Below are 25,573 nucleotides of genomic sequence, written 5' to 3'. Positions count from 1 at the left end.
GCGGAACGCGGGTGGTTGCCATGACTGAGTGGCCGGGAGATTCCCCGCGCAGGCGTGCGCGGCGGATCAAGCAGCTATTCGATATCATTTCACATAATTCACAAGATGTGATTACATATTGCACGTCAACGGGGATTTGCGAGTATGTCTCGCCATCGGTTTATCATGTTTTAGGCTATACGTGCGAAGAAATTTTGGGGCAAACTATTGAGCCGTTTTTACACCTCGAAGACCGGGATATCTGGGACGAAGCCATCAAGGCGCTGGAGCAAGGGGCTACTCATAAGCGAATGACGTTGCGCATTCGCCATAAGAGCGGCCGTTACCGTTGGTTTGAGGTGACCCTGAGCGTACAATGCAATGCGCACGGTCGAATTGTGGGCGTCATCGGAATGGGTCGCGATGTGACCGATGAACGGCTTGTGGATGAAGAATTGGCGGCGTTAAAGCGCAAATACGAGTGGATATTAAATGCGGCTAGTGAAGGGATTGTGGGCATTGATCCGCAACAGTGTATTATTTTCGCCAATCCAGCCGCGGCAAACATCCTGGGGCTCGGCATTCAAGACATGATTGGCAGGCCGTTTGCTTCCGTGACTGGTTTTTTGGGACGGCAGAGCCACGACTTGTTTGCTTCTACACTCGAAGTCGGTCGGGTGATCACCGACTGCAGAGCATGGTTTCATCGAAGTGAGGATGGGCACGCGCCCATCCCTGTCGAATATTCCATCACGCCAATCAACGAGGCTGGCGAGATTGTCGGAGCTGTGATGACGTTTCGGGACATCTCGGACAAGCTGGCACAAGAACATGAGCTACAGCGAAGCCGGGACAATCTGAAGCAGGCACATCAATTGGCTCGTTCAGGCTACTGGGAACTCGATGTGCAACACGACCACCTCGTATGGTCCGATGAGATGTTTGTGATTTGGGATATGAACCCGAAGGGGTTTTCAGGAACGTACGAATCTTTTTTACAAACTGTTGTGGAAGAGGATCGAGCAGCAGTTCATCAAGCGGTGCAAGAGTCGCTTTCTGGTGAATTGTATGAAATTGAGTTTCGGATCCTTACTGGGCGTGGTGAAATCCGGCATATTTCGGCCCTGGGTCAAACGGATATGGATGCCGACGGCAGACCTGTTCGCTTTTTCGGCGTGGCTCAAGATATTACGGCTCGCAAAGAGCAGGAGTTGGCATTGGAAACGTCTCGGGAACTGTTGGAGCGGTCGGAAAAGTTGGCGGCCGTCGGTCAATTGGCGGCCGGCATTGCTCACGAGATTCGCAACCCGCTCACGGCGTTAAAAGGGTTTATTGACTTGATGCACCGCAAATCAAAAGGAAATAACAAGCGATACCTTGAAATAATGAAAGGCGAAGTCGGGCGCATGGAGCTCATTTTGGGCGAACTGCTCATGCTTGCGAAGCCGCAACAGGTCCATTATTCGGCAGAAGATGTCGATTTGCTGTTACAGGAAATTGTTTCGTTCATGAGTCCACAGGCGATTATTCACAACGTCGTGATCGAGACAACCTTTCCTGATGACTTGCCTCAGATTACGTGTGAACCCAATCAATTGAAACAGGTTTTCATCAATATTGTTCGCAACGGGATCGAAGCGATGGAGCGCGGCGGAACTTTGTGCGTCGTGGCGAAGCGGCACGATGATCATGTGCAAATCGACTTTATCGACGAGGGAGTTGGCATCCCACCGGAAAAGTTGAAGCATATCGGGGAGCCGTTTTTTACGACGAAGGAGCAAGGGACGGGTTTAGGTATGATGGTAAGCCAGCGAATTGTCGCAGAGCACGGCGGTCGCCTCTCCGTGCAGAGCGCCATCGGGCAAGGGACGACCGTAACGATTCTGCTACCGATTGCCCCACAACAAGCGTTGCCACAGACTAAGGGATGATCAGACCAACGCTTAGTCGACTGGCGGTGCTGGGGGCAAAGGGCGGCCTGACCGAACGAACACGATACCTTCTTCACAAACGCCATAGGTGCGCCAGGAACACGTTTTGCATAACGCGTGAATGTCATGGGATTCCACGCGCTGGGCGATGCGTTTTTGGATTTCGGCCCAGGTTGACCAACCGTTAGGCTTGAGTCCAAGACGAGCCAATACAGCCGCATCGCGCCTGTGGACACTTGTATTTTGACAGTGACATGGTTTGTCAACTGGGAATTTCATGCACAAATCGTCTGGGCCGGCCACCAGTCGGATTCGCGTCTCTGGATTTTTGCGCAACGTTTCATAGATCTGTGTCATGTTGCGAACGTAGTCCTCTGAGTAGCCCATGCCCCGATACCCGAGCAGACACAGCAAGTGATGGCCACGCAGTCGAATCATGCAAATCTCCTTTCTCGTCACGAAACGCCGCTTTGAAAGGTCATCACCAAATAGGTAAAGCTAACGACGACGACGGCGATAAATGTGCCGCCAAGGAGGGCGGCCAAGCGCACCCAGCGCTCGTCTTTGAAACTGGCGTGCAACAACAATGTGAGTTGAAGAATGACTTGCACCAGTGCCATGCCAAGGATGATGACGACGGTAACCGCATGGGGCATATGAAGTTCGTTCGCAATCAAAATGGCGAGTCCGGTCAGGGCAACGCAAATGAGAAATGCCGAAACATAACGCCAAGGAAATGGCAGTGATGAATCTTCGTCCGTCGGCTGCATCGAAAAGCCTCCTTGCCAAAGAAAACGGCGGTACGCCAACTACGCACGGTCATACAGCTCATGTTCATTTCACTACAGGGACTCCGCGAATGCAAGATACAGACGAATAGATTCGGCAATTGTTCGCATAGTCAGTCATCGTGAAGATGATACTGGGGGTGTTGGAAAGGAAAGAGGTGGATGTGACATGGAACGCGAGTTGGCGATGGAAATTGTCCGCGTAACTGAACTGGCGGCGCTTAAGAGCGCGCACTGGATGGGGCGGGGCAACAAGATGGAAGCAGACAAAGCAGCGACCGAAGCGATGCGTAGGATGTTTGACACCGTCTCGATGGACTGAACCGTCGTCATTGGCGAAGGTGAAATGGATGAAGCTCCCATGCTGTACATCGGCGAGCGACTGGGTACTGGCGTGCCTCCCATCGTCGACGTCGCGGTAGATCCGTTGGAAGGAACCGAGGTCGTCGCCAGCGGTCAGACGGACGCGATGACTGTCGTTGCGATTGCCCCGCGCGGGAACCTACTTCATGCACCGGATATGTATATGGATAAGCTTGTCGTTGGGCCAAGTGCCAAGGGACGCGTACATATGGAACAGAGTGTTCGTGAAAATCTGGAGGCTGTTGCAAAGGCCAATCATAAGCCTGTGTCACAGGTCGTTGCTGTCATTTTGGACAGGCCCCGGCACGCGGAACTCATTGAGCAAGTGCGGGCGGCTGGCGCCCGGATCAAACTCATTCCGAGCGGCGATGTGGCCGCTGCCATACAAACGGCGTTTCCGGAAAGCGGTGTGGATATCTTGCTGGGGGCGGGCGGAGCTCCGGAAGGGGTCCTGGCCGCGTGTGCCCTGAAATGTCTGGGTGGGGAGATGCAGGGGCGCCTGCTTCCCGAGAACGAAGAGCAGCGCCAGCGCTGTCTCGACATGGGAATCACGGATGTGGACCACGTTTTCGTGTTGGACGACATGGTTGCAGGTGATGATGCCATTTTCTCAGCTACGGGTGTAACGGACGGATCGCTATTGCATGGTGTGCGGTTCCTTGCGAACGGCCGTGCCCGTACGCAGTCGATTGTGATGCGTGCGAAAACGGGTACGGTGCGCTTTGTCGATGCCATCCATAATCTAGATCGCAAAGTGGGGTGGAACGACTGAGTGGCTACTTCGTTAGGGCAAGCGGTTTCGTTAGCCTAACGTTTCGTACATCCTTCTGATGCTAGCGCATACAATCGACTTTTTTTCGATTGAGCGCGCAACGCCTTCGGAATACACTACATATGAAAGATGGAATTCAGGAGGCGAGTATATCATGATGAGCGTATACAAGGTGTTTGCATATAAGACGATGTACGAAGTGATTGCCAAGCAGCCGAAAATCGTTCTCACACCACCCCTTGGAAGTGCAAAAGAAGCGGAGGCATTTGCCAAGCAAGAAATGCCAGACTCCTTCCTTGTGCAGGTGCAGTTGTTCCAACGGGCCTGATACAAAGGGGGCGCGACGTCGCATCGGTGGAGTCGCTTGCGGCATCGGCGCCCCGGACAATTACACCCCCGACGGTTCCCGAAAGTTCCTCTTGAGCACAATGACATCGACACGTAGCGACCGCTACTGCCGTTTGGTTTTGTTTATAAGATGCGGTGACTACGCGTACAGCTATACATTTTATTCCAAACACTCCTGATGTCAAGGGTGGAGAATGGACAGTTCACCACGACCACTTGCGACACAGTCGGCGATTTTGCCACAGGTATCAACCGTATCGTACATAGAACACGACGGGCGTTAGACCGATCACGCACGCGAGATTGGTACGTGACAGGTCGGTGCAGGCATTTTGGCGTTTTCATTTGGACAGGTTAAACGGAGTATGCCGAACTAAACATTTGTATGAGAGACTTGGAGGAATAACATGACCAATGAAACGATGTCCGCGAAGCGATCTGGGTCGTTGACCATCGGCGGCGATTTGACCGTGCATCGTCTCGGGTACGGTGCTATGCAATTGACAGGCCCAGGGGTTTGGGGAGATCCTCGCGATCCTGATGAAGCTGTGAGAGTCCTGCGCCGCGCGGTGGAACTCGATGTCACGTTTATTGATACAGCCGACGCCTACGGACCGTTTGTGTCCGAAATGTTGATTCGCAAGGCGTTACACCCGTACCCGGATAACCTCGTCATCGCCACAAAGGCGGGACTTACCCGCTCCGGTCCGGACGATTGGCGCCCGGTCGGACGACCCGAATATTTACGACAACAGGTCCATTTAAGCTTGCGCCATCTAGGGGTTGAGCGGATTGACCTGTTACAACTGCACCGGATCGATCCCAAGGTTCCTCTGGAAGAGCAAATCGGCGAGTTAAAGCTATTACAAGACGAGGGGAAGATTCGCCACATCGGTCTGAGCGAAGTGAGCGTTGAGCAAATTGAAGCCGCCAGTAAAATTGCCAAAATCGCATCTGTGCAGAATCTGTATAACCTCGTAAAACGCGATGCTGAGCCGGTTTTACAGTACTGCGAGGCGAATCAGATTGCGTTCATCCCTTGGTTTCCACTGGCGACTGGCCAGCTTGCGAAAGCGGGCGGACCCCTTGACGAGATTGCCAAGCGGTTGCAGGCGAAACCATCCCAATTGGCTTTAGCCTGGTTGCTAAAGCGTTCGCCCGTCATGCTTCCGATTCCCGGCACCTCATCCGTCGCACATTTGGAAGAGAACATGGCGGCCGTCAGTATCGATCTTCGTGATGCTGATTTTCAAACGTTGTCGAGCTTGGCGCAGTAACACCGTTTACACTCTTCCTTTCGCTCGGCGCTGAAGCCGCCGGTACCTGCGACTTGGCTGCTTGATTTGTTTCGGACCTTCTTCTCGGTCATCGGTACGGATGTTTCGTACGTACGACGTGACGAGCTTGACGGTCGGAATAATGACCACAAGCAGCCAAGTCACCGGGGTCAGAATGTTGTATACGAGCGAGCGCGCTTCGACGGTCGACTGCACAATCATGCTGATGGTATATATACACGGTGCAGCGAAGAAGGTAAACGGCTTAAACTTGTGATCCGACTGGCCAAATATTCGAGCAATGGTCGTGGAAATGCCCCAGATGTGATTGCTGATAAAAAGTGTGGTGAACGCGACCGATAGGATGATAATTACAATTCCTAAGCGCTCGACCAAAAAGCCACGCATGCGAATGAGTTGAATGACCACTTGGACTGGATAGGCCAGCCGTTCCACAGGGGACCAACCTAGGTTCATCACGATGGAAAAGAAGACCAAGAGTACAATGATGGCACTGGCTATGGATCCGTATACTGGGTACCATGCACTGACTTTGTTTTTGTGTGCGTAATATGGACTCAAGATGAGAATGAGATCCACGCCGAGGTAAAGGGGTAGCAGATGATATGTTGCGATGGCGGTGGCCTTTGGGCTTGCCATCGTAAGCGGGATCATCGGATGCTTCGCTTGAAACAAAATGGCTGTAAACGATGCAATAATGCCAGCAAAGGTCAAAGGATGAACAATGGCGGCCGTGCGGCCAAGCGCCTCGATTCCGCACCAAGCTCCACGCCAACTGACGAGCATCATGGCGGCGCCAAGGATATAGCGAGGCGTGTGCGGGAAAAAGTACTTCATCAAACTAATTGTGAAATATAGACTGAGCGCCACAAACAGAATGTAGACTGGCATATAGCTTATGACAATCAGTTTGCCCAAGGGTTTTCCGAACAGCAGGATGGCCGGATCCGCCCCTGTCATATTCGGGAAGCGGTCATTAAACTTGCCGTGCATCCAATTGACCCAAACGCCGATAAGTACCACAGCGAGAACTGCCCACTGTGCGTCGAGCAGTGCGTAGTGTACAGCAACGCTTGGATAAAACCAGAACATGACAGGCAGGTAACTTGATGAAGAAAGAGCGATGGCTTGGTACTTAGAAAGGGTTGCCTTGTTCAAGTGTTTACCTCCTGTCATATGAGGTTGCCTTCGCGGGAAATGGTGCAGTGAGCTTGCACATCCAGACGCGCATGGCTGAACATGTCGCTCCAATGATCGCGCACGAGAAGAGCCGCTTTTGGATGCTTAATCATATACCAAAATCCAAAACCAACAATATCTGTTTGATTCTCCTGTAGTCTTTTCAGCACATTTCGTGCATTCGCCTTGACGTAGGATTCGATGGCGTCTTCGTACCGTTCACTTTCGGCGTTCGTAATGGGGCGTTCGCCAAGTCCTTCAGATGACGCGAGGTCTGCACTTACATGGATCACGTCGTGCAAGGTCAGCTCGCCGTGGTCATTTGTGACATAGAAATTTGAGTGGCTCGACGCATTTTTGATTTCAAAAGATCTGTCGCCATCCGGGATGTTCAGGGCCAAGGCATGGATATCGTGAGCGAGCAAGTTATAAAAAACCGTATCATCAGGCGTGAGCGATCCAACCGGTCGATATCCTTGAAAGGTCAGCGTTCCACCGACCTTGACGCTATTGTCCAAACTTTCGACGAGGGGCATATGCGGTTCGCGGCCAATCAACTCGGCGTCTCGCCAAAATTCCCACAGGCGCGTCGGTGCCGTGAAGCCGCGTTGCGGGATGGCTCGCGTCCACATCGATTCGATATAGGTAGCGGGTGGAGAACTGGTGTTGGCCGCCAAAACGGACCGCGCTGATGACGGTGTTGCGACGATCACGGCAAGCTTGTCAAGTGACTCGTCCCTCATCATCTGCTCAGTGACGCGCATCACCGCTTGTTCGCTCAGTCCGGACTGTAAAACAATGGATTCCATATTGCCAAGAAAAAACGATTTGTCATAGGTCGTCTGTGCCCGAGCGATTGCGGATTGCAACGAAGTCGCTTCGACATAGAAGTTTTTATAAGCTTGCGATTCTCCACCTTGCCTGCCGTCTGTACCAAGGTTCATGTTTTCCGACGCAGGTTTTTCTAAATTCGGTATCTGCAGTGTGAACGCCAGCATGTCGTCGCGCCCTGGCACTGGATCGACACCGATGCCAATGATTTGCGAGCGCTCGTTAATTTTTTGGTAATCTCCGCACCCTGTCACACCAAAAAGGACGAGGATGAACAAAGGCCACAGTCGTTTCATGGCTGACGTTGCCACCACCTTCGCCTACGCTTTGGGGTGGTGGACGGTGGCGGCCACTTCTCAAGCTGCGGATGGGGGATGGGCACCACCAGATCCGTATCGCCGGTTGCGTCGAACGGATGCAAGTGCTTGGTGCGCTTGTCCATCACCGTGATGGGCAGACGGATTAAGCCATCGACAAAGGCGTCTTTGACATAATCGCCACCTAAAGGATCGACATAGGGCACACCAAAAGACTTTAAGTTGCAGATTTCATACAAGGCCCAGATGGTGACGAGCACGACCCCATAAAATCCAAGCAGAGTAGCCGCTAAAATCATGATCCAGCCGCCCAGGCGAATCATGACGGTGAATTCATAACTGGGAGTCACAAAGATGCTGACGGCAGTCAGCGCGACCACGATGATCAGGATGTTACTGACAATGCCCGCTTCAACAGACGCCTGACCGACGACCAAGCCGCCGACAATGCTGATGGTCTGGCCCATTTGTTTCGGCATACGTAGGGTCGCTTCTCGCAAAATCTCGACGACCGTTTGCATGATGATGACTTCCATGACGGCCGGAAACGGCACGCCTTGCCGCGATTGCGCGATTTGTAACGCTATGGTCTTGGGTAACAGTTCCGGGCTGAAGTCGGCAAATGAGATATAGAGTGCGGGAAGCCACACGGCTAGGACAAACGCAATGATGCGCAGCCAGCGAATAAATGTCCCTTCCCACCAAGAGTGCACATAATCCTCTTCGGTTTGGAAAAAGTCCTGAAACGTCGCAGGTGCAAGGAGTACGGTGGGGTCGCCATCGACAATCACGGCTACCTTTCCTTGGTTTAATTCGCGGCAGACGCTATCCACACGCGTCGTCACCCGCGTCAGATTGAACAGTGACCAAGGATGATCGCTGATGCGCTGCTCAATGGCAGCCGAGTTGCTGATGTGGTCGATGTGAATGCTTTCCAGGCGCTTCATGACGGTATCGACCAAGACTGGGTTGGCGACGTCCCGAATGAACGCCAGTGCCACAGTATGATGCGAGCGAACGCCGATGGTCCAGCGCTTAATGACCAAGGTATCGGAACTCAACAGTTGCCGAATCATGCCCAGATTGATGTCGATATTTTCGACAAAGGCAACCTGCGATCCGCGCGACGCACTTTCAACCGTAGGCTGCTCTGGGGTCCGATGCTCCACTGCTTTCGCGCTGATGACGACTGCCGGTTTGTGTTGGTCAAACAACAAAACCAGCTTGCCGGATGCTACGGCTTCGCGCAATTCGAACATATTGACCATGAAAATGGCGTCGGAGCCGATGAGCACGTGTTCAATCAAATATTGAGACAAGTTCTTTGGCATGCGGCGGGGGAAGCGGTGCGAATGAATCGAGCGCAGCGTATCTTCCACCGCACGTTTGTCGCAGATACTCGAATAGAAAATCAACGCTCCCGAAACCCCTTGAACCTCAATCATGCGCACGATGTAGTCGTCACTTACGCCGAGCGTCTGGGCTAGGTAGTCAAGTGTCTCGTCCAGCTTGCCTGTATAGTCAGGGGCGTACCTAAAATTTGGTATGTGTGGTGCATAGCGGCCGTGTACCGGATTGGTAAACGACCAGCGCTCTGTCAGTTGTTTGAACCATCCCATGCGATACCACCCTTATCCATAGGTGCACCTTTAACATGTGTATGATTATGGAAGAGTATGCGTGTTAATGGCAGGTGTCTGTTCGACCTAGGCATAACGCTCTCCGTCGCATGGGGATGCTATCCGTACATTTGCGGAAGGGGTGTTCTCTCCATGGCTATTTCAACGATCACGCTGCAATCTGCAACATGTCCACTTTGTGCCAATCGCGTTTCGGTGGCTTTACATGCCGTTGCGGGCGTACGCAACTTCGACGTCGACCTCTCGGATGAAATTGCGGTTATCACGTATGACGACGATACGGTCGATGATGCAGTGATTCGCAACGTGATCGACGAAGTGAATTGCGACGCACATAAAACTGTGCATTGAGATTGGCGTTTGCCGCATTTTTCGAATTCGCTTCAAGGAATTTTTGATATACATAGCGAAAGGAGATTTGATCAAGCGAGCTGGATGAAAGGCAATTCGGACCTTTCCACCTGGCAGAGTTTGAAAGGGTGACAGCGATGGCGGATCGCGAGGAGGAGCACATGCAGGAGGTACCTACCACACGACGCCAGGCATGGCGACGCCTGTGGCGCGGGGCGGGTCTGGTTCTCAGTGGGGCCATGCTGATGGTCGGCGGTTGGTGTATTGGGACCTTGCAAAATCGCTCCGACAACGTGCTGGCGGCGACGCCTACAGGGCAATTGTCCAGCCAACTGACCACCCAAAAGGTGATGATTATCGGCGGATCCATGGCACATGGGTGGAAAGATCCGAACAACGATAGTTATCTAAAGCGCGCGTTTGCGGCACTTTCGAATTCGACCGATACGCAGTATACGTATGATGATCGCACGGTGGTGGGCGGATCGCCAGTCGGATTGGACAAGAACGGCAAGTATGCGACCTGGTTGGCCGAGGATAAGCCTCAGATTGTCGTCATTTCTTGGGGCTTGCTCAATGATGTGTATGACAAGACCCCGATGGCCGCGTTTAGCCAAGCCATACACGACGAAATTCAGGAAGCGCTCGCGGCGAATGCCGTGGTGATCTTTGTGACGTCGCCTGTGACCAAGGCAACAGCGACGTACAATCACGCCGAAGTGGAGAATTACATTGCTGTGGAACAGCAACAGGCGAGTTCTTTTGACAATCCAAACATTTATTTCATCGATTTAAATCACGACATGTCTGTCTATATGGCCGCACACGGTCAGACTTGGCAGCAATATTACGGCGACAGTTGGCATCCAAACGAGGCTGGACACGAGCTGGCTGGAGAACTTCTCTTTGACGACTTCATCGAAACCTTTGGCACGGGGCCCATCGAATGGCAGGATCCGGGGGCCGGAGACACTGCGAACCAAGGTTCTGGTGGCGGCGAAACTGCGGGTACCAGCGCGTAACTTGGAACATATGAACAAGCACGCAAACAATATGCTGAATCGAACACCACGTCTGCGGATGTGGGGAGGAGGCGATTTGCGTGCTGAGGAAAGTGTGCAAAGGCAAGCTTCACCGTGTTCGCGTCACGCAGGCAGATCTCAACTACATGGGAAGCATCACGCTGGATCCGGCTTTGATGCGAGCCGCTCGCATTCGACCTTACGAAATGGTGCAAATCACGAGCCTCGAGAACGGCGTTATCTGGCACACCTATGCGATTGAAGGCCAGGAGAACAGCGGTGTTGTCTGCCTGAACGGCCCGCCGGCCCGCCACTTTCAACCGGGCGATCACGCCATTGTCCTATCACTAGCTTGGATCGACGAAAGCGAATGGGAGGACTTTACTGCGAGTGTCGTGTTTGTGGGCGATCACAACGAGATTACCTCCGTCGTGACAAGTAGGCCGTTTGACGGTTGGCAGGACGGACCTTAATGGAATCGCCGCAGCGCTTGGCGTTGCGGCGCAGAAACGTAGGACAAGCGGCAATTGCAACCGCATCTTCAGTATGTTACACTGCTCTAAATCCGACTTTTCTATTTGGTTTAATGTGTTTTTGCTTAGGACTTATGATAATTTGGGTACCATGAAGGTACGTCAAGAGGGATGTCCATGGTTATAGCCGCTTGGCTGATCGCCTTGTTTTTTGCCGCCAACATCGGGGCAAGCGGTACAGCCGCTTCGATGGGTGCGGCATATGGAGCTGGCGCAGTGCGTAAAAAGTGGATTGCGTTGCTGCTGGTTGCCGTCTCGGCGTTTCTCGGTGCGGTGATTGGCGGGGGAAGCGTGGTCAAAACCATCGGTAGCGGCATTGTTCCTTCGCATGTGATCACGGTTGAGATCACCGTCATCATTCTAGGTGCAGCTTGTCTTACCTTGTTTGGATCCAATCTGTTTGGCGTCCCGTTGTCCACGAGTGAGGTAACCGTGGGCGCGGTCGTCGGTGCGGGTCTCGCAATGGGCCATGTGTATTACGCACACCTGCTATTCATCATCGCCGTCTGGCTGGTGATGCCGTTTATCGCGATGTGTATCGCATTGATGTTAGGAATTCTAGTTCGCCACGTAGAGCCACGCTTGTTGCGTCAAGTAAAGGGAATGGTGCCAGTCCTCATCTCTCTGTTGGTTTTGGCCGGATGTTATGAGGCGTTTTCGGCGGGGATGAACAACGTGGCGAACGCGGTTGGGCCGATGGTGGCATCTGGAATCCTTTCGGTACACGCAGGATTGTATTGGGGAGCCCTCTTCGTATCCCTGGGCGCTTTGACGCTCGGTAGCAAAGTCTTAGATACAAATGCCAAAAAGATTACGAAATTGTCGCTGATGCAAGGCATTGTGGTTTCCTTTACGAGTGCGACGCTGGTTCTGGTTGCCTCGATTCTTGGTTTACCTGTGCCACAGACACAGGCGACGACAATGGCCATTTTTGGCGTGGGTCAATCTCATGTCGGGTCGGACATCTGGCGCCAAGGCGTGGTTACGCGCATTCTGAAGACTTGGATTGTGTCGCCTGTCACATCGTTACTAGTCAGCTATTTGTTGGTCGATATCTTGGCTCGCAATCAATATACGTCTTTATTTATCGCCGTCGCTTCCGTTGTTGTGGCTTTTCTATATTGGAGCATGCGCCCGCATACCCGACGCGTAAAGGTCGAAGAAGAGTAGGAAATGGCGTTGCTGGACGGGCTTACATTCTCGTTCGGCTATTGACAAAATCCATGGTGATCGGCAAACAATAGGGTTTGTGGAGTTTTTCCATGAACGTAAGCCGATACCATGGATTTGTCTTTGAGGAGGGGCTGCATGCCAAACGCCATCGTATTGCGAGGGCTGACCAAACGGATTGGCCAAAAGACGGTTGTCGACAACCTGACGTTCGACATTCCTTCCGGCGAGGTATTTGGTCTGCTTGGTCCAAACGGAGCGGGAAAGACAACAACCATCCGGATGATGGTCGGTCTCATCCGCATGACTGCGGGAACGGTCGAAATTGCGGGGCACGACATTGTGCGCGACTATGGACAAGCCATCCGCCAAGTGGGTGCGATTGTCGAGAATCCTGAGATGTACAAGTACTTGTCTGGGTATGAGAATTTACGGCAATTTGCGCGGATGACGCCGGGGATTGCGCCGCGGCGAATCGATGAAGTCGTGGAGTTTGTCGGGCTGTCCGAGCGCATTCACGATAAAGTCCGCCAATATTCGTTAGGCATGCGCCAGCGGCTCGGTCTCGCACAAGCCCTTTTGCATCGCCCATCTGTGTTAATTTTGGATGAGCCTACAAATGGGCTCGATCCGGCAGGTATTCGCGAGTTGCGCGATCATCTGCGACGTTTGGCTCGTGAAGAAGGCGTAGCTGTCGTTGTGTCCAGTCACCTGCTCAGCGAGATGGAATTAATGTGCGATCGCGTCGCCGTCATCCAGCAAGGGAGGCTTGTCAACGTCGGGCGGATCGACCAAATGGTCGCGGCTGGAACAGATGGATTGGTGCGCCTTTTTGTCGAGACTGCGTGTGGACATGAAGCAAAGATGGCCCTGGTTGGACGCGTAGATGGTATGGCGGAGCTCGCCGTAGTCGATGGCGGCATTGAAATGAAACTCCCGCGGGATGTCATCCCGCGCGTTCATCAATTGCTGGTGCAATCGGATATACCGGTTTTTGAAGTTCGTATCGTTACACAGACGCTGGAAGATCGATTCTTGGAGATGACGGGAGGTGGGGACAAAGTATGATGGGTCTTATTTGCAATGAACACGTGAAAATCTATCGTCGCGCGAGGACTTGGATATTTTTTGCTGCGATTATGGCCATTGCGATATTAGGGGCCGCTTTGAAACATCATACGGCCGTTCAGTTGCATGACAAGGAAACAGCTTGGATGTTCATGGATAGTATGGGCCGTGCCGTCTATCTTGTTATCGTGTTCGCATCGATTGTCGCCGGTGACATTGTCGGCGGGGAATTTGCAGGCGGCACCGTCAAGCTGTTGCTTATTCGGCCACACCGCCGCTGGAAAATACTCCTTAGCAAGTATCTGTCCGTTCTTTCGTTCAGTTTGACACTGCTCGTGTTCACCGTCTTCATTGCATGGCTTGTCGGCGGCCTTGTCTTTGGCTTTTCGGGAGCCGGTGAACCATATCTACTTTCACACGGCGGACACGTCGTGTCGATCCCGGCTTCTTCAGAAAGTGTGCGAACGTACGCATATCTGGCCATTCCGCTACTCTTGACGTCGACATTAGCCTTTATGATTTCTACACTATTTCGCAGTTCTGTGGTGGCGATTGCGCTCTCGGTGTTTCTGGTCCTCTTTGGCCCGGTCATCACAGAAGTGTTGCACAGCTATGCGTGGGATCGATTTGTCTTATTTGCAAACTGGAACCTGGCACCGTACTTTGAGAACGATATATCGCCTTTGCCGAACATGACTCTATCGTTTTCTATCATCGTACTTATCGTGTACTATGTCGTTTTTCTCGCCATATCTTGGTTGTCCTTTACGAAGCGAGACGTTTCCGCATAACGACGTGCAGCCACGTAAATACGCTCGATCCGAGCACGGGTGTAATCAGTAAAATGGTGATGTGACGTGGTAGGGACCCGACTAGAAAAATGCCCATGGATACGCCCATAAACACGTTCATCGCAAGCTCGGAAAACGCCTCAAGGTGGACGGATCGCATCGTCAACAAGCCGGCGCTGACGCCCGCTACGCAGGCTGCGATCCCGCCCACCGTTTTATTGTGGATCAAGAGTTCGACAATCAGTTGCGTCGCAAACGTCAATCGCATCAACACGCTGTTTGCGATGTCGCGAGAGACGACGGCGTCCGCGTCGGCGCTTGCGCCAATCCGCTTCCATATGAGCCACGTTTCAATCAGCGCGATCGGCACTACCATGGCGATGAGCACCCGCGAACACCCCCTCTGTACAACCTATGCGGACGTGCTGGTTAGCATGTCGACAAAGGGGGTGGATTCAATCAGTCTTCAACCTTCAGCTACATCCACGTGTATCCGGCTATAAACTTTTCGCATGCGTCCGCACAACGTAGGCAACACTGTTTTGCAGACTGCGAGACGGGGTCCGCATAGCTCGCACACTCGTCTGCGCACGTACGACATACTTTCGCGCAATAGAGTAGTGCAGATTTCATCAACGGACTCTTGCGAGCGATGACGCGTGTGGTCATCAGCGATACGTCAACCATGTCCTGTAGTAAGGCCAGTTGTCGCCTGCGCAGTGGGGCGTCGGGTTGGCACATGAGCATATGCAGGGCCCGCTCACAATGCAGCATACAGTCTTTCACGTACTCACAGATGTTCAGGCACTGATGGTGCGGATGTGGGGTAAACCATATTTCCTCGATCTCGACGTTTTCTTCCACTACCTCATATTGCACGCCCGGCGCCTTAAAGCCCGTCGCCACCGATGAGGCCGAAGGCATCTGCGGTGTGTGAAAGACTACCTCAGCGGGTGAGCTGTCGGGGTCGTCGAACGAGAACGGTGGCATAGGTGCAATGGGTGTTACGGGGTCGGAGGCAGATGGTGAGGATGGCTCCAACATTGCATGATTCTCCTGTTTTGCAGTATGTGACGATGATTCGTTACGTCCATGCTCTGCGTCAAACATCCACGGAATTTCATTTGCCACGCGTACACATCCTCCTAATCGCGAAGTCATCACCATAGAATGCATTGAACTGAAGTCCTGTGCGAGTGTCCCGAGTGTTTTGGGCGCAAGGTGAGACGGGGCGATTTATGCTACACTGATACCATTGCGGAATTTGTCCGATTCTGATGTTTTTCGGATCAAGGCAAACTCAGATGAGAGGTGGCTTCGACGTGCCAATCAAGATTCCGGACCACTTACCTGCGAAAGAAATTTTGCAGTCTGAACATATTTTTGTTATGGGCGAAGAACGAGCTTATACGCAGGACATTCGCCCGCTCAAGATTTTGATTTTAAATCTCATGCCGCGGAAGGAAGTCACCGAGACGCAGTTACTGCGTTTGCTCGGTAACTCGCCACTGCAAGTGGAAGTCACGTTGTTGCGCATGCGGTCCCATGTTGCGAAAAATACTTCGACGGAGCACCTTGAGGCGTTTTATCAGACTTTTGATGAAGTGGAACAACAGGCATATGACGGGATGATCATCACGGGCGCACCTGTTGAACACTTGCCGTTTGAAGAAGTGACGTATTGGCCAGAGCTTTGTGAAATTCTCGACTGGACCAAGGGTGCGGTGACCTCGACGTTGCATATTTGTTGGGCCGCGCAGGCTGGGCTATATCGACATTATGGACTTCCGAAATACGCGCTAGAGCGCAAGACTTTCGGGATTTTCGAACACGTCGTCAACGTTCGATGTAACTTGACGCGAGGTTTTGACGACGTGTTTCTGGCGCCGCACTCGCGCCATACAGAAGTGCGGCCAGACGATATTCGGAGCGTGAAAGGGCTCGATATCCTCGCCGAGTCAGCCGATGCCGGTGCCTTTCTTATCGCCACCCCGGATGCTCGTCAGATTTTCGTCACTGGACATCCGGAGTACGACGCTATAACGCTAGCCGAAGAATATCAGAGGGACATCGAACGAGGATTGGATATCGATGTGCCATGCAACTATTACCCATTGGACGATCCGCGGCGTGAGCCGTTGAATCGGTGGCGCGGCCACGCCAATCTCTTGTTTGCGAACTGGCTCAATTACTGCGTATACCAAGAGACACCGTACGACCTGAGCGGGCGCATTCGACAGCGCGTGGCGAAGCCGTAAGCATCAATGACAGCGCGATCATCTCATTTGCAAGGAGTGTGTCGTCATGGTCTGGTGGATTCGCGTGGTGACGGCATTGATGTGCTCCGCAACCACATGGGGGATCGCGCGCGTGGTTGGCGATTCTGTCAAAATTGCGTGTGTATTGGGCTTTTTTGTCCTCGCTTTTGGCCTGTTGTCGACAGTCCGTAAGTACCTGTTACAACATCGGTTTTTACGACGCGATTTGTTGTCACAATATATCGATCCCATGGTCGCCAGTGCGATTGTCGCTGCGATCGTTCGGCTTGTTCGCGGATAACCTTTAGTTATCCAGTCCGATTTTACGAAATCCCTTTCGAATCGACTTTGTTCGACAATCTTGTCACGCTTTTGTTCCAACTATTTTTCCACTCACACGACAAAACGTCGTATAATGTTGAACGTTGGTTTTGTGTCACTTGGGTGGGGGGAATTTCATGGCCTGCGCGGGCAACACCACAGATTTGGTTGAATATCTGCGCAAAAAGATGGTTGAGACGGCAGAGGAAACAGGGAATCTATTAGACGAGCGGGTCATTCGCATCAGTCAGTTGCTGGATCTTCATTTGGTGGCGGCGATGCGCAATGCGCACCAGCCCGGAACTGTCGCGAGCGACGATAGGCAGATTGGGTTTGCTCCCCGTGTCTCAGGAGAACACACGTATATCGAAAAACGCATACTACCCCTCCAGTATCGTAGAAGGTTTCACGTCGTCCAGTTTACGGATCGCACGACCACGAGTTGACTGGGTGGTGCGAATCCATGTACGCTGGCTACGGAAATTGGTACGAGTGACTAACTCGAACAAAGGATGTGGCAAGCGTGCATTCGTATTGGTTTCACATTGGTGCATTTCCGGTTCGCTCTTACAGCACAATTTTTGCACTGGCGTTTCTACTCGGACTCGGCATCACGCTTTATTTAGCTAAGGTTCGGGGAAACCCTGGGGATTCCGAGCATTGGTGGGCGCTCGCACCGCTGTGTCTCATCGGTGGTGTCGTGGGAGCCCGGTTTTGGCAAGTGTTTTTCTTCGACTTTGGCTATTACGCGTCACATCCGGGTCAAATTCTACAGGTTTGGCACGGAGGCCTGTCTATCCAGGGCGGTATTGCTGGCGCGCTAGCGGCGTCCATCATCTACTTATGGAGAAAACGGCAGAGCTTTTTGCACTTTGCCGACATTGCGACGCCAGGCATCTTGCTGGGGCAGAGCATTGGCCGTGACGCAGACTTTATGAACGGAAGTGCCTTTGGTGCGCCGACTCACCAAGGCTTTGGCGTGTTATTCCCACCCGGAACCTTGGCGTATGAGCAATATGGACACCAACCCCTATGGCCTGCGGTCATTTGGGAGGGACAGGTTGATATTGTGCTCTTGGCCCTTTTGTTTGTCATATTGCAGCGCAAGAAGGGTTGGCCGCTCGGGTTCCCGTTCGTGTATTACTTGGTCGTGTATAACATATGCCGATTCTTTCTCGAAATACTTCGCGGCGACTCACCGCGGGGTATCTTTGGCTGGGACGCCGCACAGTGGACCGCACTCGCGACTGTTCTTGTCGGCTTGTTGCTTGGCGTTTGGATCTTTTTGAAGGAAAAGCGCAAAACTCCGTTGGGTGTGCAGGGTGAGTGAATCGCGATACGTGGGGATATGATGATGGCCCAAGCTGTCGGAGCGTTTCCGGCAGACCTGGGCCGTTTTGTTTTTCTTTATGATGCGGCTTGCGAAAAGTGAAGTGTGATTCCGAGCAGACGTTGTGCATCCTCCACGACTTTTGCGTCTGCGGTATCTGGTGCAATCGCGTAGAGATCTGCACCGCCAGCGATGGACAATTGGCGGGGCTGTGTGATCCATCCGATATCTGTGAGTGGAACGCCGAGTTCTAACGTGAGCCAGCGCGCAAGTCGAAGCAATACGGAGAGTTTCGCGCAACGTGAATCGGGCGTTTTTCCGCTTACCACATGTCCAACCCTGGCCCACTGTTCGTTCGACAAGCCATACAAGTAGGTCGATTGCACAAGGTAAGCGGCGTGATCGGCCGCATGCTCTGGATGTATATATGTACCCGCACCTTCAATTTGAGCAGCGGTCCATAAAATCATTCTGTCTTCTTGATTCAGATCCACGTCAGGCTGCATGACATCAAATAGCCTTAGGGCGGCGGTCGTCACGATGGCGGCAATATTGCGATCCACCTCGAACTGCCTTTGCAAGTTGCTCACGCTGTGGGCCAACACGGAGCTGACGACAGGCGTTTGGGCTTCGGCAAGCAGTGCTTCGAAAAGCAACCCTTCGCGGATTCCGTTGCGACTGATATGAATGGTGGTAGGGCGTACGTGATCGATAACCGCTTGTAATATCGCCATCCCGGACGTGATAATTTCCGCTCGGTGTTTGGCAATACCCTTAATTTTTCGCCGTTTATTCACACTCATGGCCTGCAGCTCGCGCAGCTTTCCACCTGTGTAAGAAGCGGGGAACGAATAGCCATGTAGCCGTGTCCATTCAGCGCCCGTATCTCCCATATGAAGTTTGGCCATAGCGCGGGCGGTTCCTCCAAGGCCGATGAGCGGCAAAGCACAGGCGTTTGCCAACCACGTAACGTCTGCTAACGCCTCGGTTACGACTGCGTAAGCCCGTTCAACAGCTTCCAGCTCGCCAAGGGCACCATACATTTCACGGAGATTGAGTGCCCCATAGGGGATACTGATGGCGTTTAGCAGTTGACGATTGCGCACAAGGCACAATTCGCTGCTGGCACCACCAATGTCAAAGATTAACGCGTCGTTTAGGGCGACGGTGTTGATCACGCCTAAGTATCCGTAGCGGGCTTCCTCGTCCCCAGTTAAGACGCGAAATGGAACGCCGGTTTCATGTTCTAACAACGAGAGCGCATATTCGCGGTTATCGGCTTGGCGAACCGCAGCGGTGGCGACGGCAAGCCACCGAGTGACTCCATACAATTTTCCAACGCGGACGAATCGATTCAGACAATAGATGGCTCGTGACAGACTTTCGTCAGTCAAACTGCCGTCATTTGAAAGCCCTTTCGCGAGACGTACATTTTGTTTGACTTCATAAACAGGACGATACGTCGTGTCTGCAAACGTATCAAATAGGGACATCCGGCACGAGTTGGAACCGAGATCGAGAATACCGAGCCGCTCGCTTCGTTCCATGTGTTCATCCTCTTCCGCTTTGATTTCAGTCAGTATCATGATAAGCGTATGGCTGGCGGAAGTCGATTCGGTAGGATGAATTTGGGTATGGATGGACTATTAGGAATGCTAAATGTGGCATAGATCGTGGCCATGGGGTCACAATACAACTGTCATCATCACCACACCACAAGGAGGTAAATGACGATGGCCAACAACAATAACAACAGCAAGTTGATTCCGCAAGCAGAGAAGGCTTTGGAGCAAATGAAGTACGAAATTGCTTCCGAGTTTGGTGTCAACTTGGGCGCCGAAACGACATCGCGCCAAAACGGCTCGGTCGGCGGTGAGATTACGAAACGCCTGGTCGCATTTGCTGAGCAAAACCTTGCTGGTCGTGTGTAATTAGATTGGGTTTGCAAAAGGGGCTGAACCATTGGGTTCGGCCCCTTTTCACCGTTATACGACGTCATGATTCGGAGAGGATGGCAGGCAACTCAGCAAGCGTTGCGATCACGTGATCCGGCTTTTGTCCGGGTGATATATATGGCACTTGACTTCGATTACACCAGCACGTGCGAAATCCGTACGCTTTCGCACCGGCGATATCCCAACTGTTGCTTGAGACAAAGAGGACTTCCCGCTTCTCGCAGCCAAAGGCCGATTGTACAAGGGCATAAGCCTTGCGCGACGGTTTATAGGTGCGAATGGGATCGACGCTGAGGATGAAATCGAACGAAAATAAAACATCGTTTGCAACGGCCAAGGCTTGTAGAGAGCGCAGGGTTCCATTGGACAAAACAGCCGTTTTGTAATTGTCCAATTGATGAAGTGTCGGCTTGACATCGGGATACACAGGAACCTTTTGCATGTGTTTGAGTAGCTGTTGGGCGACTGCATCGGCTTCTGTCCGCACCATCTCGTGCTCGGCGAGTGCGGCGTAGAGGGACTGTTTTGCAAGTTGATCAAAATCGCGATACTGCTCAGCCAATGCCGATTGCCACGCAAACTCGAGATGAAGCTGTCGCCAACGTTGGCAAAATGCTTGAGCGGCGGGTTGGTCCGCAAACAAAGGGCGCGCAACATCCGCCAAATCACTTATATCAAACAGTGTTCCATAGGCATCAAATGCCACAACCGCCATTTTCATATCCCCCTGCCGCATCATTTCATACGCCGCGCTGATTCGGATCCCAAATGACTTTGTGTATTTGTAGATTCAGCTTGACCCGTGAGAGTCGGTGTTGCAGTATGCGGTTGACCAGTTCACGAGGAGGCATCGACTCCCAAACAGGGCTGAATAGGACCTGAGCCTTGGTTGGATAGGCCGCCAAGACAGAGGCGGCTGTGTCAAAGTCGTGATCGTCCGCAATCACGAATTTCACTTCATCCCGGTCCGAGAGGGCAGCCAGGTGTTCGTTCACCATCTGCGCCTGTTCACCGCTTGACGGAAGTTTGTAATCGACGATAAATCGCAGCTTTGCCGCCAATTCGGGAGACTGCTCGCGCAGGGCTGCAAATGGCCGGACGTCGATCGCGCCGTTGGTCTCGACATGTAAGTCCTCGATTTGGGGCAGGCTCGCGATGGCGTCGATGAGCAACTGGGATTTGTGCCGATGAATCAGCGGTTCCCCGCCAGTTAGGCAGACCTGATGCCAGCCGAACCGATCCACACGGTCTACGATCTCGCCGATCGACGCTTCGAATTCCGGCTTGGCAGGGGCATAGCTGTAGGGGGTGTCGCACCAGGTACAACGCAGGTTACAGTGAAAGACGCGCACAAAGACGGTAGGATACCCTGCGCGCGTACCTTCGCCCTCCACCGTTTCGAAAATCTCAACCATCGGCAAGCGGCTGGATCGCCAATCGCCCCTGCGGGCCTGCTCGTATTGTACGTGCCAGTCGACGTTTCGCCGAACCGTTGTGCCAGCGGAGCTTCCTGTCATATCATCCACTCCCGCTTGAGCGTCGCTTTACTCGTCGGCGTCTCGAAAAGATCAATTTGCTCCAAACGAAGGCCACGGTAAGCATCATACTGGGCCAAGGCCGCCTCAAATTGTTCCCAGATCCATACGACCATGTTTTCGGCGGTCGTGTTCATCTTTGGTAGCACTTCATTCAGATATTGGTGATCCAGTTTGCGCTCAATGACATCTCGATATATCTGCTTTAATTCGCCGAAGTCGATCACGATGCCAATGGCATTGACGAAGCCGCTGACGGTCACGACCAGCCGATAGGTATGGCCGTGCAAGTTCGTACACTTGCCGTCGTACGCGTGCAGATGGTGTGCCGCATCGAACGTAAATTCTTTGGTGACTGCGACGCGCTTTTGATGATAAGGAAGTTCCGATTTCTCTATATCGACGCCGAGAACCTGCAGGCGCTCCGGGATTCTGTATTCGGCCATCGTCTCTCACTCCTTACTACCGGATGAACGGTTGTTTGTGCGCATAAGAGGAGTATGCTCCTATACACGTAAATGAGGCTGTCACCAAGGATACCCGTTGGATGACAGCCTTCCATCGCTGTATTGGTCTCACCGACTCAATTTCGACGTGAGTTCTTGACACTCCTCCGGGGTCACCCATTCGTCGCCCCACTGTTGCACCGCATCCATCACAGGGCGGAGTGCCTTGCCTTTGGGTGTCAACTCGTATTCGATGCGCACCGGTGTTTCCGGGTACACGTGACGAATCAAAATGCCCGCCTTTTCAAGTTCCTTAAACCTCTCGGCAAGCATTCGATCACTCATGTTCGGGATCATTTCCGAGATATCCTTAAATCGTTTCGGCCCCTGCAAAAGAACCCGTATGATGAGCCCGGTCCAGCGCTTGCCCAAAAGGGCGAAAGCCGACTCGAAGCGCGGGCATATCTGCTCATGGTTGCCCATGACGATCATCTCCTAACGATATTGTACCACAATTCTTTCAACGTCTCCTACTGAATGTGAGTAACTTTTCTTTACCGTCGCCAGAATCTTCGACCACTCGTGGCGAAACCCTCCATCCATTGCAGATTGCCGCCAGTTCTGTTACATCTGAGACAAGTGAATGCGCACGATGAAGGAGATGACAGCGGTGGACGGCCCTTTGCAACTTCCTGATCCGCGCCCGGTCGACCCAAAGGCGTATGCGAGAGCACAGGATCGATTAAATCAATTGACCAAGCCGGTTGGAAGTCTCGGTTTGCTCGAACCCATCTTATGCGATCTCGCCGCCATCCAAGGCCGCGCGATTCCATCCGTGAGGCGACCGCGTTTTCTGTTATTCGCCGCCGATCACGGTGTCGCGTCGAATCGCTCTATTTCGCGCTATGGCCAGCATGTGACAGAGGAGATGGTGGTCAACATCGCGATGGGTACCAGCGTGTCTTCGGTGATGGCCCGCAACATGGGCGTTGCGCTCGACGTCTACGACGTCGGGGTATTGCGCAAGCCGCGTCACCCACGCGTGCATGTCGAGAAAGTTGGGCTTGGCACAGCCGACTTTACGTACGGCCCGGCGATGACCAAAGAGCAGTGCGGACAAGCGCTTGCAAATGGCATGAAGGCCGCGTTACGAGCCGTTGAAGAACATGGCATGGATTTGCTGATTCTTGGTGAAATGGGAATTGGCAATACGACGGCGGCCAGCGCGCTTGCCGCATGGTTGCTCGATCTCGGCGCACAGGAGGTGGTCGGGCCAGGTACGGGCATCGCCGACGAAGCGGTCGCGAGCAAGCGCGATGCCGTTGAGCGAGCGTGTGCGCTCTGGCAGAGCGCCAGTCAGGCCTACGAACCGGATAGCGACGCCTACTGGTTAGCCGGGATGGCACAACTGGGTGGCTTTGAGTTGGCCGCGATGGCGGGGGCCATCTTACAAGCCAGCGCATCCGGCGTGGCCGTATTGCTCGACGGATTGCTCGCAGGCGTCTGCGCGCTGTGGGCAACGCGTATGCGACCCCAGACGAGCGCGTATCTCATTGCCGGCCATCGCTCGCCTGAACCGGCGCATGGCCGGATTTTGTCTGCGCTTGGAAAGACGCCTTTGCTCGATATGGGCCTGCGCGTCGGTGAAGGAACGGGAGCCATGATGGCTTGGCCGCTGATCAAAGCAGGGTGTGAAATCATGGCGGAAACAGCGACGTTTGCCGACGCGCGCGTTTCCAATCCGTTTGCCGCCGATTTGTCTAGCGATGAAGGCCATCTCGCCCTAAACGATACAGATACAAGGCGCGAGATGCCGCCGGTCGCCGTGGACTTTGACGATGCCGAGCGCAAGGCGGTGTACAAAGCGATTGCCGCAAGGCGGGATGTTCGCGTGTTTTTGCCCGATCCTGTGCCTGTCACGGTCGTGCGGCGCATTTTGGAAGCCGGGCACCAGGGGCCGTCGGTTGGCTATATGCAACCTTGGAACTTCATTGCGATTCGCGACAAACAGCTGCTTGCCGAACTCGCCGAGCTCGTCGAACGCGAACGCGTGCGCGCCGGTGAGAAGTTTCCAGATGAGCAGCGGGACTACTATTTGCGGCTAAAGGTAGAGGGATTGCGCGAGGCTCCGTGGACCATTTGTGTCACCAACGACCCGACGCGGGGTGGACCCGTCGTACTCGGGCGCAACACGATTCCTGAAACCGACCTGATGTCGACTGCCTGTGCCATTGAGAACATGTGGCTGGCTGCGCGTGCGGAAGGGATAGGTATGGGCTGGGTATCGATGTATGAAAAGGAGGATTTGCGAACCCTGTTAGGTATTCCTGAACACATTGATCCCGTGGCCTTGCTTTCGCTGGGGTATACACCTCATTTTGCGGACGAACCCATCTTGCAGAGGGTCGGTTGGCGCAATCGCATCGACATCGATGATATTGTCTTTTTTAATGGCTGGGCAAAACCGTGGAAGGGGGATATACGATGAGATTATACACGCGCGGAGGCGATCTCGGTACGACAGCGCTGATCGGCGGCGAGCGGAGGCGCAAAAGCGATTTGCGCGTCGAAGCCTACGGTACGGTGGACGAGGCCGGGGCCTTTCTTGGCTTGGCCTCAAGCCAGCTTGTCGATCCACAGTTTGCGGACATCCGCGAGCTACTCTTTGCCATCCAGCAGCGCTTGTGGGACGTCGGGGCCGATTTGGCCGCACCCAAGTCCGCGACTTCCTATGTGCTACGCACGCCCGAGGATGCGGCTTCAGTGCTGGAACCATACATCGATACATACCAAGCAGAGGCAGATAAGTTGGACAAGTTTGTGCTCCGCCAAGGCTCGCAACCAGCGGCAAGCCTGCACGTCGCCTGCACGGTGGTGCGCCGAGCAGAGCGTCAGGTTGTCCGTTTGGCCGAGTTCGAGCAGGTTCCAGGCGCGGTCCTACGGTATTTAAATCGGCTGTCAGATCTGCTTTTTGTCCTTGCCCGGGCCGTTAATGCCCGCATGCACGTGGACGACGTCGACTACGCCAATAGCCCACCAGTGTTTCGCGATCCGCGTTCGCGCCGCGATCGCCCACGAGAGGATTGACAGCAGGGCCGCCGCTGACTAGGATGAAAGGCGAACTGAACCAGCCGCTAGGTGCTTCGCGCGAAGCGAAGAGAATAGGGAAACCGGTGTAAATCCGGTGCGGTCCCGCCACTGTGAACAGGATAGACGCCTTTGCTACGAGGCACGTATTGCAATCCACTGCCGTAGGGTGGGAAGGATGCGACACGAACCTGTGAGCCAGGAGACCTGCCTAGCTGCTTACGAGCCAACCTTCGAGGAAAGGTTTGTTTCGACATGCG

The 25,573-nt window shown here is 53.4% G+C and carries 28 protein-coding genes, 1 pseudogene and 1 riboswitch; of the genes and pseudogenes, 17 read left to right on the top strand and 12 right to left on the bottom strand.

Annotated features, from left to right (window positions below; translation table 11 throughout):
* Nucleotides 1-20 precede the first annotated feature (20 nt).
* The gene (locus BLU70_RS07120) at nucleotides 21-1,910 is read left to right on the top strand and encodes a PAS domain-containing sensor histidine kinase (RefSeq protein WP_081503843.1); all 1,890 of its coding nucleotides are present in this window, start codon (nucleotides 21-23) and stop codon (nucleotides 1,908-1,910) included.
* A gap of 12 nt (nucleotides 1,911-1,922) precedes the next feature.
* Here BLU70_RS07120 and BLU70_RS07115 read toward each other — a convergent pair whose 3' ends face one another.
* Complete coding sequence (locus BLU70_RS07115) at nucleotides 1,923-2,348, bottom strand: DUF1284 domain-containing protein (RefSeq protein WP_040288315.1); 426 nt, start codon at nucleotides 2,346-2,348, stop codon at nucleotides 1,923-1,925.
* Nucleotides 2,349-2,365: 17 nt separating this feature from the next.
* Nucleotides 2,366-2,680 carry a cytochrome C oxidase subunit IV family protein gene (locus tag BLU70_RS07110; RefSeq protein ID WP_040288316.1) on the bottom strand — a complete coding sequence of 105 codons (315 nt, stop codon included), beginning with the start codon at nucleotides 2,678-2,680 and terminating at the stop codon, nucleotides 2,366-2,368.
* A 187-nt stretch (nucleotides 2,681-2,867) separates the two neighbouring features.
* Between BLU70_RS07110 and glpX the strand changes: the two are divergent.
* The 3 genes and pseudogenes from glpX to BLU70_RS07100 all read left to right on the top strand — a co-directional run bounded on the left by glpX (nucleotide 2,868) and on the right by BLU70_RS07100 (nucleotide 5,458).
* A pseudogene (glpX, locus tag BLU70_RS07105) lies at nucleotides 2,868-3,833 on the top strand (class II fructose-bisphosphatase).
* A gap of 154 nt (nucleotides 3,834-3,987) precedes the next feature.
* Nucleotides 3,988-4,161, top strand: coding sequence for a hypothetical protein (locus BLU70_RS14585; RefSeq protein WP_157785430.1), 174 nt, complete (start codon nucleotides 3,988-3,990; stop codon nucleotides 4,159-4,161).
* A 427-nt stretch (nucleotides 4,162-4,588) separates the two neighbouring features.
* A complete protein-coding gene (locus BLU70_RS07100; RefSeq protein ID WP_006445571.1) occupies nucleotides 4,589-5,458 on the top strand; it encodes an aldo/keto reductase in 870 nt (289 codons plus the stop codon).
* Nucleotides 5,459-5,464: 6 nt separating this feature from the next.
* Here the strand turns inward: BLU70_RS07100 and BLU70_RS07095 are convergent, their stop codons facing one another.
* From BLU70_RS07095 to BLU70_RS07085, 3 genes are read right to left on the bottom strand one after another with little or no spacing between them, the layout of a single operon-like run.
* Complete coding sequence (locus BLU70_RS07095; protein ID WP_237716365.1) at nucleotides 5,465-6,637, bottom strand: GerAB/ArcD/ProY family transporter; 1,173 nt, start codon at nucleotides 6,635-6,637, stop codon at nucleotides 5,465-5,467.
* Nucleotides 6,638-6,651: 14 nt separating this feature from the next.
* Nucleotides 6,652-7,785, bottom strand: a complete 1,134-nt coding sequence (locus tag BLU70_RS07090; RefSeq protein ID WP_006445573.1) for a Ger(x)C family spore germination protein — start codon at nucleotides 7,783-7,785, stop codon at nucleotides 6,652-6,654.
* Nucleotides 7,782-9,425 (bottom strand): spore germination protein, encoded by a 1,644-nt coding sequence (locus BLU70_RS07085; RefSeq protein ID WP_074692957.1) that lies wholly within the window; start codon nucleotides 9,423-9,425, stop codon nucleotides 7,782-7,784. Before BLU70_RS07085 ends, BLU70_RS07090 begins: the two co-directional genes overlap by 4 nt.
* Before the next feature lie 153 nt (nucleotides 9,426-9,578).
* On the opposite strand from BLU70_RS07085, the gene BLU70_RS07080 reads away from it, so the two are divergent.
* The 6 genes from BLU70_RS07080 (at nucleotide 9,579) to BLU70_RS07055 (ending at nucleotide 14,381) form a co-directional block, all read left to right on the top strand.
* Nucleotides 9,579-9,797, top strand: a complete 219-nt coding sequence (locus tag BLU70_RS07080; protein ID WP_040288317.1) for a heavy-metal-associated domain-containing protein — start codon at nucleotides 9,579-9,581, stop codon at nucleotides 9,795-9,797.
* Nucleotides 9,798-9,934: 137 nt separating this feature from the next.
* A complete protein-coding gene (locus BLU70_RS07075; RefSeq protein WP_237716366.1) occupies nucleotides 9,935-10,819 on the top strand; it encodes an SGNH/GDSL hydrolase family protein in 885 nt (294 codons plus the stop codon).
* An 80-nt stretch (nucleotides 10,820-10,899) separates the two neighbouring features.
* Entirely contained in the window at nucleotides 10,900-11,292 is a 393-nt protein-coding gene (gene panD, locus BLU70_RS07070) for an aspartate 1-decarboxylase (protein ID WP_006445577.1), read from the top strand.
* 177 nt (nucleotides 11,293-11,469) lie between these two features.
* On the top strand, nucleotides 11,470-12,522 hold the full coding sequence (locus BLU70_RS07065) for an inorganic phosphate transporter (RefSeq protein ID WP_074692954.1): 1,053 nt from the start codon (nucleotides 11,470-11,472) through the stop codon (nucleotides 12,520-12,522).
* A 138-nt stretch (nucleotides 12,523-12,660) separates the two neighbouring features.
* Complete coding sequence (locus BLU70_RS07060; RefSeq protein WP_040288319.1) at nucleotides 12,661-13,590, top strand: ABC transporter ATP-binding protein; 930 nt, start codon at nucleotides 12,661-12,663, stop codon at nucleotides 13,588-13,590.
* Nucleotides 13,587-14,381 carry an ABC transporter permease gene (locus BLU70_RS07055; protein WP_006445580.1) on the top strand — a complete coding sequence of 265 codons (795 nt, stop codon included), beginning with the start codon at nucleotides 13,587-13,589 and terminating at the stop codon, nucleotides 14,379-14,381. The genes BLU70_RS07060 and BLU70_RS07055 overlap by 4 nt, the downstream gene beginning before the upstream one ends.
* Here BLU70_RS07055 and BLU70_RS07050 read toward each other — a convergent pair.
* Together BLU70_RS07050 and BLU70_RS07045 are read right to left on the bottom strand one after the other, a co-directional pair.
* The gene (locus BLU70_RS07050) at nucleotides 14,356-14,769 is read right to left on the bottom strand and encodes a hypothetical protein (RefSeq protein WP_006445581.1); all 414 of its coding nucleotides are present in this window, start codon (nucleotides 14,767-14,769) and stop codon (nucleotides 14,356-14,358) included. The two genes, BLU70_RS07055 and BLU70_RS07050, sit on opposite strands and share 26 nt — an antisense overlap.
* Before the next feature lie 89 nt (nucleotides 14,770-14,858).
* Nucleotides 14,859-15,512 (bottom strand): four-helix bundle copper-binding protein, encoded by a 654-nt coding sequence (locus tag BLU70_RS07045; protein WP_040288321.1) that lies wholly within the window; start codon nucleotides 15,510-15,512, stop codon nucleotides 14,859-14,861.
* Nucleotides 15,513-15,703: 191 nt separating this feature from the next.
* Between BLU70_RS07045 and metA the strand changes: the two genes are divergently transcribed.
* The 4 genes from metA (at nucleotide 15,704) to lgt (ending at nucleotide 18,290) form a co-directional block, all read left to right on the top strand.
* Nucleotides 15,704-16,639 carry a homoserine O-acetyltransferase MetA gene (gene metA / locus BLU70_RS07040; protein WP_040288322.1) on the top strand — a complete coding sequence of 312 codons (936 nt, stop codon included), beginning with the start codon at nucleotides 15,704-15,706 and terminating at the stop codon, nucleotides 16,637-16,639.
* A 46-nt stretch (nucleotides 16,640-16,685) separates the two neighbouring features.
* Nucleotides 16,686-16,940 (top strand): hypothetical protein, encoded by a 255-nt coding sequence (locus BLU70_RS07035; RefSeq protein ID WP_006445583.1) that lies wholly within the window; start codon nucleotides 16,686-16,688, stop codon nucleotides 16,938-16,940.
* A 157-nt stretch (nucleotides 16,941-17,097) separates the two neighbouring features.
* On the top strand, nucleotides 17,098-17,406 hold the full coding sequence (locus tag BLU70_RS07030) for a Spo0E family sporulation regulatory protein-aspartic acid phosphatase (protein ID WP_040288324.1): 309 nt from the start codon (nucleotides 17,098-17,100) through the stop codon (nucleotides 17,404-17,406).
* Nucleotides 17,407-17,483: 77 nt separating this feature from the next.
* Nucleotides 17,484-18,290, top strand: a complete 807-nt coding sequence (gene lgt, locus BLU70_RS07025) for a prolipoprotein diacylglyceryl transferase (protein ID WP_040288326.1) — start codon at nucleotides 17,484-17,486, stop codon at nucleotides 18,288-18,290.
* A gap of 77 nt (nucleotides 18,291-18,367) precedes the next feature.
* Here the strand turns inward: lgt and BLU70_RS07020 are convergent, their stop codons facing one another.
* Entirely contained in the window at nucleotides 18,368-19,837 is a 1,470-nt protein-coding gene (locus tag BLU70_RS07020; RefSeq protein ID WP_074692952.1) for a Ppx/GppA phosphatase family protein, read from the bottom strand.
* A 186-nt stretch (nucleotides 19,838-20,023) separates the two neighbouring features.
* Between BLU70_RS07020 and BLU70_RS07015 the strand changes: the two genes are divergently transcribed.
* On the top strand, nucleotides 20,024-20,221 hold the full coding sequence (locus BLU70_RS07015; protein WP_040288328.1) for an alpha/beta-type small acid-soluble spore protein: 198 nt from the start codon (nucleotides 20,024-20,026) through the stop codon (nucleotides 20,219-20,221).
* A 64-nt stretch (nucleotides 20,222-20,285) separates the two neighbouring features.
* Here the strand turns inward: BLU70_RS07015 and BLU70_RS07010 are convergent, their stop codons facing one another.
* From BLU70_RS07010 to BLU70_RS06995, 4 genes are all read right to left on the bottom strand, one after another.
* Nucleotides 20,286-20,960, bottom strand: a complete 675-nt coding sequence (locus BLU70_RS07010) for a haloacid dehalogenase type II (protein ID WP_040288330.1) — start codon at nucleotides 20,958-20,960, stop codon at nucleotides 20,286-20,288.
* Between the two features lie 25 nt (nucleotides 20,961-20,985).
* A complete protein-coding gene (locus BLU70_RS07005) occupies nucleotides 20,986-21,762 on the bottom strand; it encodes a 7-carboxy-7-deazaguanine synthase QueE (RefSeq protein ID WP_083341194.1) in 777 nt (258 codons plus the stop codon).
* Complete coding sequence (gene queD, locus BLU70_RS07000) at nucleotides 21,759-22,226, bottom strand: 6-carboxytetrahydropterin synthase QueD (RefSeq protein WP_006445591.1); 468 nt, start codon at nucleotides 22,224-22,226, stop codon at nucleotides 21,759-21,761. The genes BLU70_RS07005 and queD overlap by 4 nt, the downstream gene beginning before the upstream one ends.
* 129 nt (nucleotides 22,227-22,355) lie before the next feature.
* Nucleotides 22,356-22,709 carry a winged helix-turn-helix transcriptional regulator gene (locus BLU70_RS06995; RefSeq protein ID WP_040288332.1) on the bottom strand — a complete coding sequence of 118 codons (354 nt, stop codon included), beginning with the start codon at nucleotides 22,707-22,709 and terminating at the stop codon, nucleotides 22,356-22,358.
* 178 nt (nucleotides 22,710-22,887) lie between these two features.
* On the opposite strand from BLU70_RS06995, the gene cobT reads away from it, so the two are divergent.
* The gene (gene cobT / locus BLU70_RS14920; RefSeq protein WP_338082082.1) at nucleotides 22,888-24,714 is read left to right on the top strand and encodes a nicotinate-nucleotide--dimethylbenzimidazole phosphoribosyltransferase; all 1,827 of its coding nucleotides are present in this window, start codon (nucleotides 22,888-22,890) and stop codon (nucleotides 24,712-24,714) included.
* Complete coding sequence (locus tag BLU70_RS06985; RefSeq protein ID WP_006445594.1) at nucleotides 24,711-25,313, top strand: cob(I)yrinic acid a,c-diamide adenosyltransferase; 603 nt, start codon at nucleotides 24,711-24,713, stop codon at nucleotides 25,311-25,313. The genes cobT and BLU70_RS06985 overlap by 4 nt, the downstream gene beginning before the upstream one ends.
* A 32-nt stretch (nucleotides 25,314-25,345) precedes the next feature.
* Nucleotides 25,346-25,542: riboswitch (cobalamin riboswitch) on the top strand.
* Nucleotides 25,543-25,573: the final 31 nt, after the last annotated feature.

The sequence above is a fragment of the Alicyclobacillus hesperidum genome (assembly GCF_900107035.1).
In the GTDB taxonomy this organism is placed as follows: Bacteria; Bacillota; Bacilli; order Alicyclobacillales; family Alicyclobacillaceae; genus Alicyclobacillus; species Alicyclobacillus hesperidum.
This window is presented reverse-complemented; position numbering and strand designations above follow the sequence as displayed.

Excerpts from the sequence above, each read along its gene's own strand:
- BLU70_RS07120 (WP_081503843.1), top strand. The coding sequence starts at position 21 with ATGACTGAGTGGCCGGGAGATTCCCCGCGCAGGCGTGCGCGGCGGATC.
- BLU70_RS07115 (WP_040288315.1), bottom strand. The coding sequence starts at position 2,348 with ATGATTCGACTGCGTGGCCATCACTTGCTGTGTCTGCTCGGGTATCGG.
- BLU70_RS07110 (WP_040288316.1), bottom strand. The coding sequence starts at position 2,680 with ATGCAGCCGACGGACGAAGATTCATCACTGCCATTTCCTTGGCGTTAT.
- BLU70_RS14585 (WP_157785430.1), top strand. The coding sequence starts at position 3,988 with ATGATGAGCGTATACAAGGTGTTTGCATATAAGACGATGTACGAAGTG.
- BLU70_RS07100 (WP_006445571.1), top strand. The coding sequence starts at position 4,589 with ATGACCAATGAAACGATGTCCGCGAAGCGATCTGGGTCGTTGACCATC.
- BLU70_RS07090 (WP_006445573.1), bottom strand. The coding sequence starts at position 7,785 with ATGAAACGACTGTGGCCTTTGTTCATCCTCGTCCTTTTTGGTGTGACA.
- BLU70_RS07085 (WP_074692957.1), bottom strand. The coding sequence starts at position 9,425 with ATGGGATGGTTCAAACAACTGACAGAGCGCTGGTCGTTTACCAATCCG.
- BLU70_RS07080 (WP_040288317.1), top strand. The coding sequence starts at position 9,579 with ATGGCTATTTCAACGATCACGCTGCAATCTGCAACATGTCCACTTTGT.
- BLU70_RS07075 (WP_237716366.1), top strand. The coding sequence starts at position 9,935 with ATGGCGGATCGCGAGGAGGAGCACATGCAGGAGGTACCTACCACACGA.
- BLU70_RS07065 (WP_074692954.1), top strand. The coding sequence starts at position 11,470 with ATGGTTATAGCCGCTTGGCTGATCGCCTTGTTTTTTGCCGCCAACATC.
- BLU70_RS07060 (WP_040288319.1), top strand. The coding sequence starts at position 12,661 with ATGCCAAACGCCATCGTATTGCGAGGGCTGACCAAACGGATTGGCCAA.
- BLU70_RS07055 (WP_006445580.1), top strand. The coding sequence starts at position 13,587 with ATGATGGGTCTTATTTGCAATGAACACGTGAAAATCTATCGTCGCGCG.
- BLU70_RS07035 (WP_006445583.1), top strand. The coding sequence starts at position 16,686 with ATGGTCTGGTGGATTCGCGTGGTGACGGCATTGATGTGCTCCGCAACC.
- BLU70_RS07030 (WP_040288324.1), top strand. The coding sequence starts at position 17,098 with ATGGCCTGCGCGGGCAACACCACAGATTTGGTTGAATATCTGCGCAAA.
- BLU70_RS07020 (WP_074692952.1), bottom strand. The coding sequence starts at position 19,837 with ATGGAACGAAGCGAGCGGCTCGGTATTCTCGATCTCGGTTCCAACTCG.
- BLU70_RS07015 (WP_040288328.1), top strand. The coding sequence starts at position 20,024 with ATGGCCAACAACAATAACAACAGCAAGTTGATTCCGCAAGCAGAGAAG.
- BLU70_RS07010 (WP_040288330.1), bottom strand. The coding sequence starts at position 20,960 with ATGGCGGTTGTGGCATTTGATGCCTATGGAACACTGTTTGATATAAGT.
- BLU70_RS07005 (WP_083341194.1), bottom strand. The coding sequence starts at position 21,762 with ATGACAGGAAGCTCCGCTGGCACAACGGTTCGGCGAAACGTCGACTGG.
- queD (WP_006445591.1), bottom strand. The coding sequence starts at position 22,226 with ATGGCCGAATACAGAATCCCGGAGCGCCTGCAGGTTCTCGGCGTCGAT.
- BLU70_RS06995 (WP_040288332.1), bottom strand. The coding sequence starts at position 22,709 with ATGGGCAACCATGAGCAGATATGCCCGCGCTTCGAGTCGGCTTTCGCC.
- cobT (WP_338082082.1), top strand. The coding sequence starts at position 22,888 with ATGACAGCGGTGGACGGCCCTTTGCAACTTCCTGATCCGCGCCCGGTC.
- BLU70_RS06985 (WP_006445594.1), top strand. The coding sequence starts at position 24,711 with ATGAGATTATACACGCGCGGAGGCGATCTCGGTACGACAGCGCTGATC.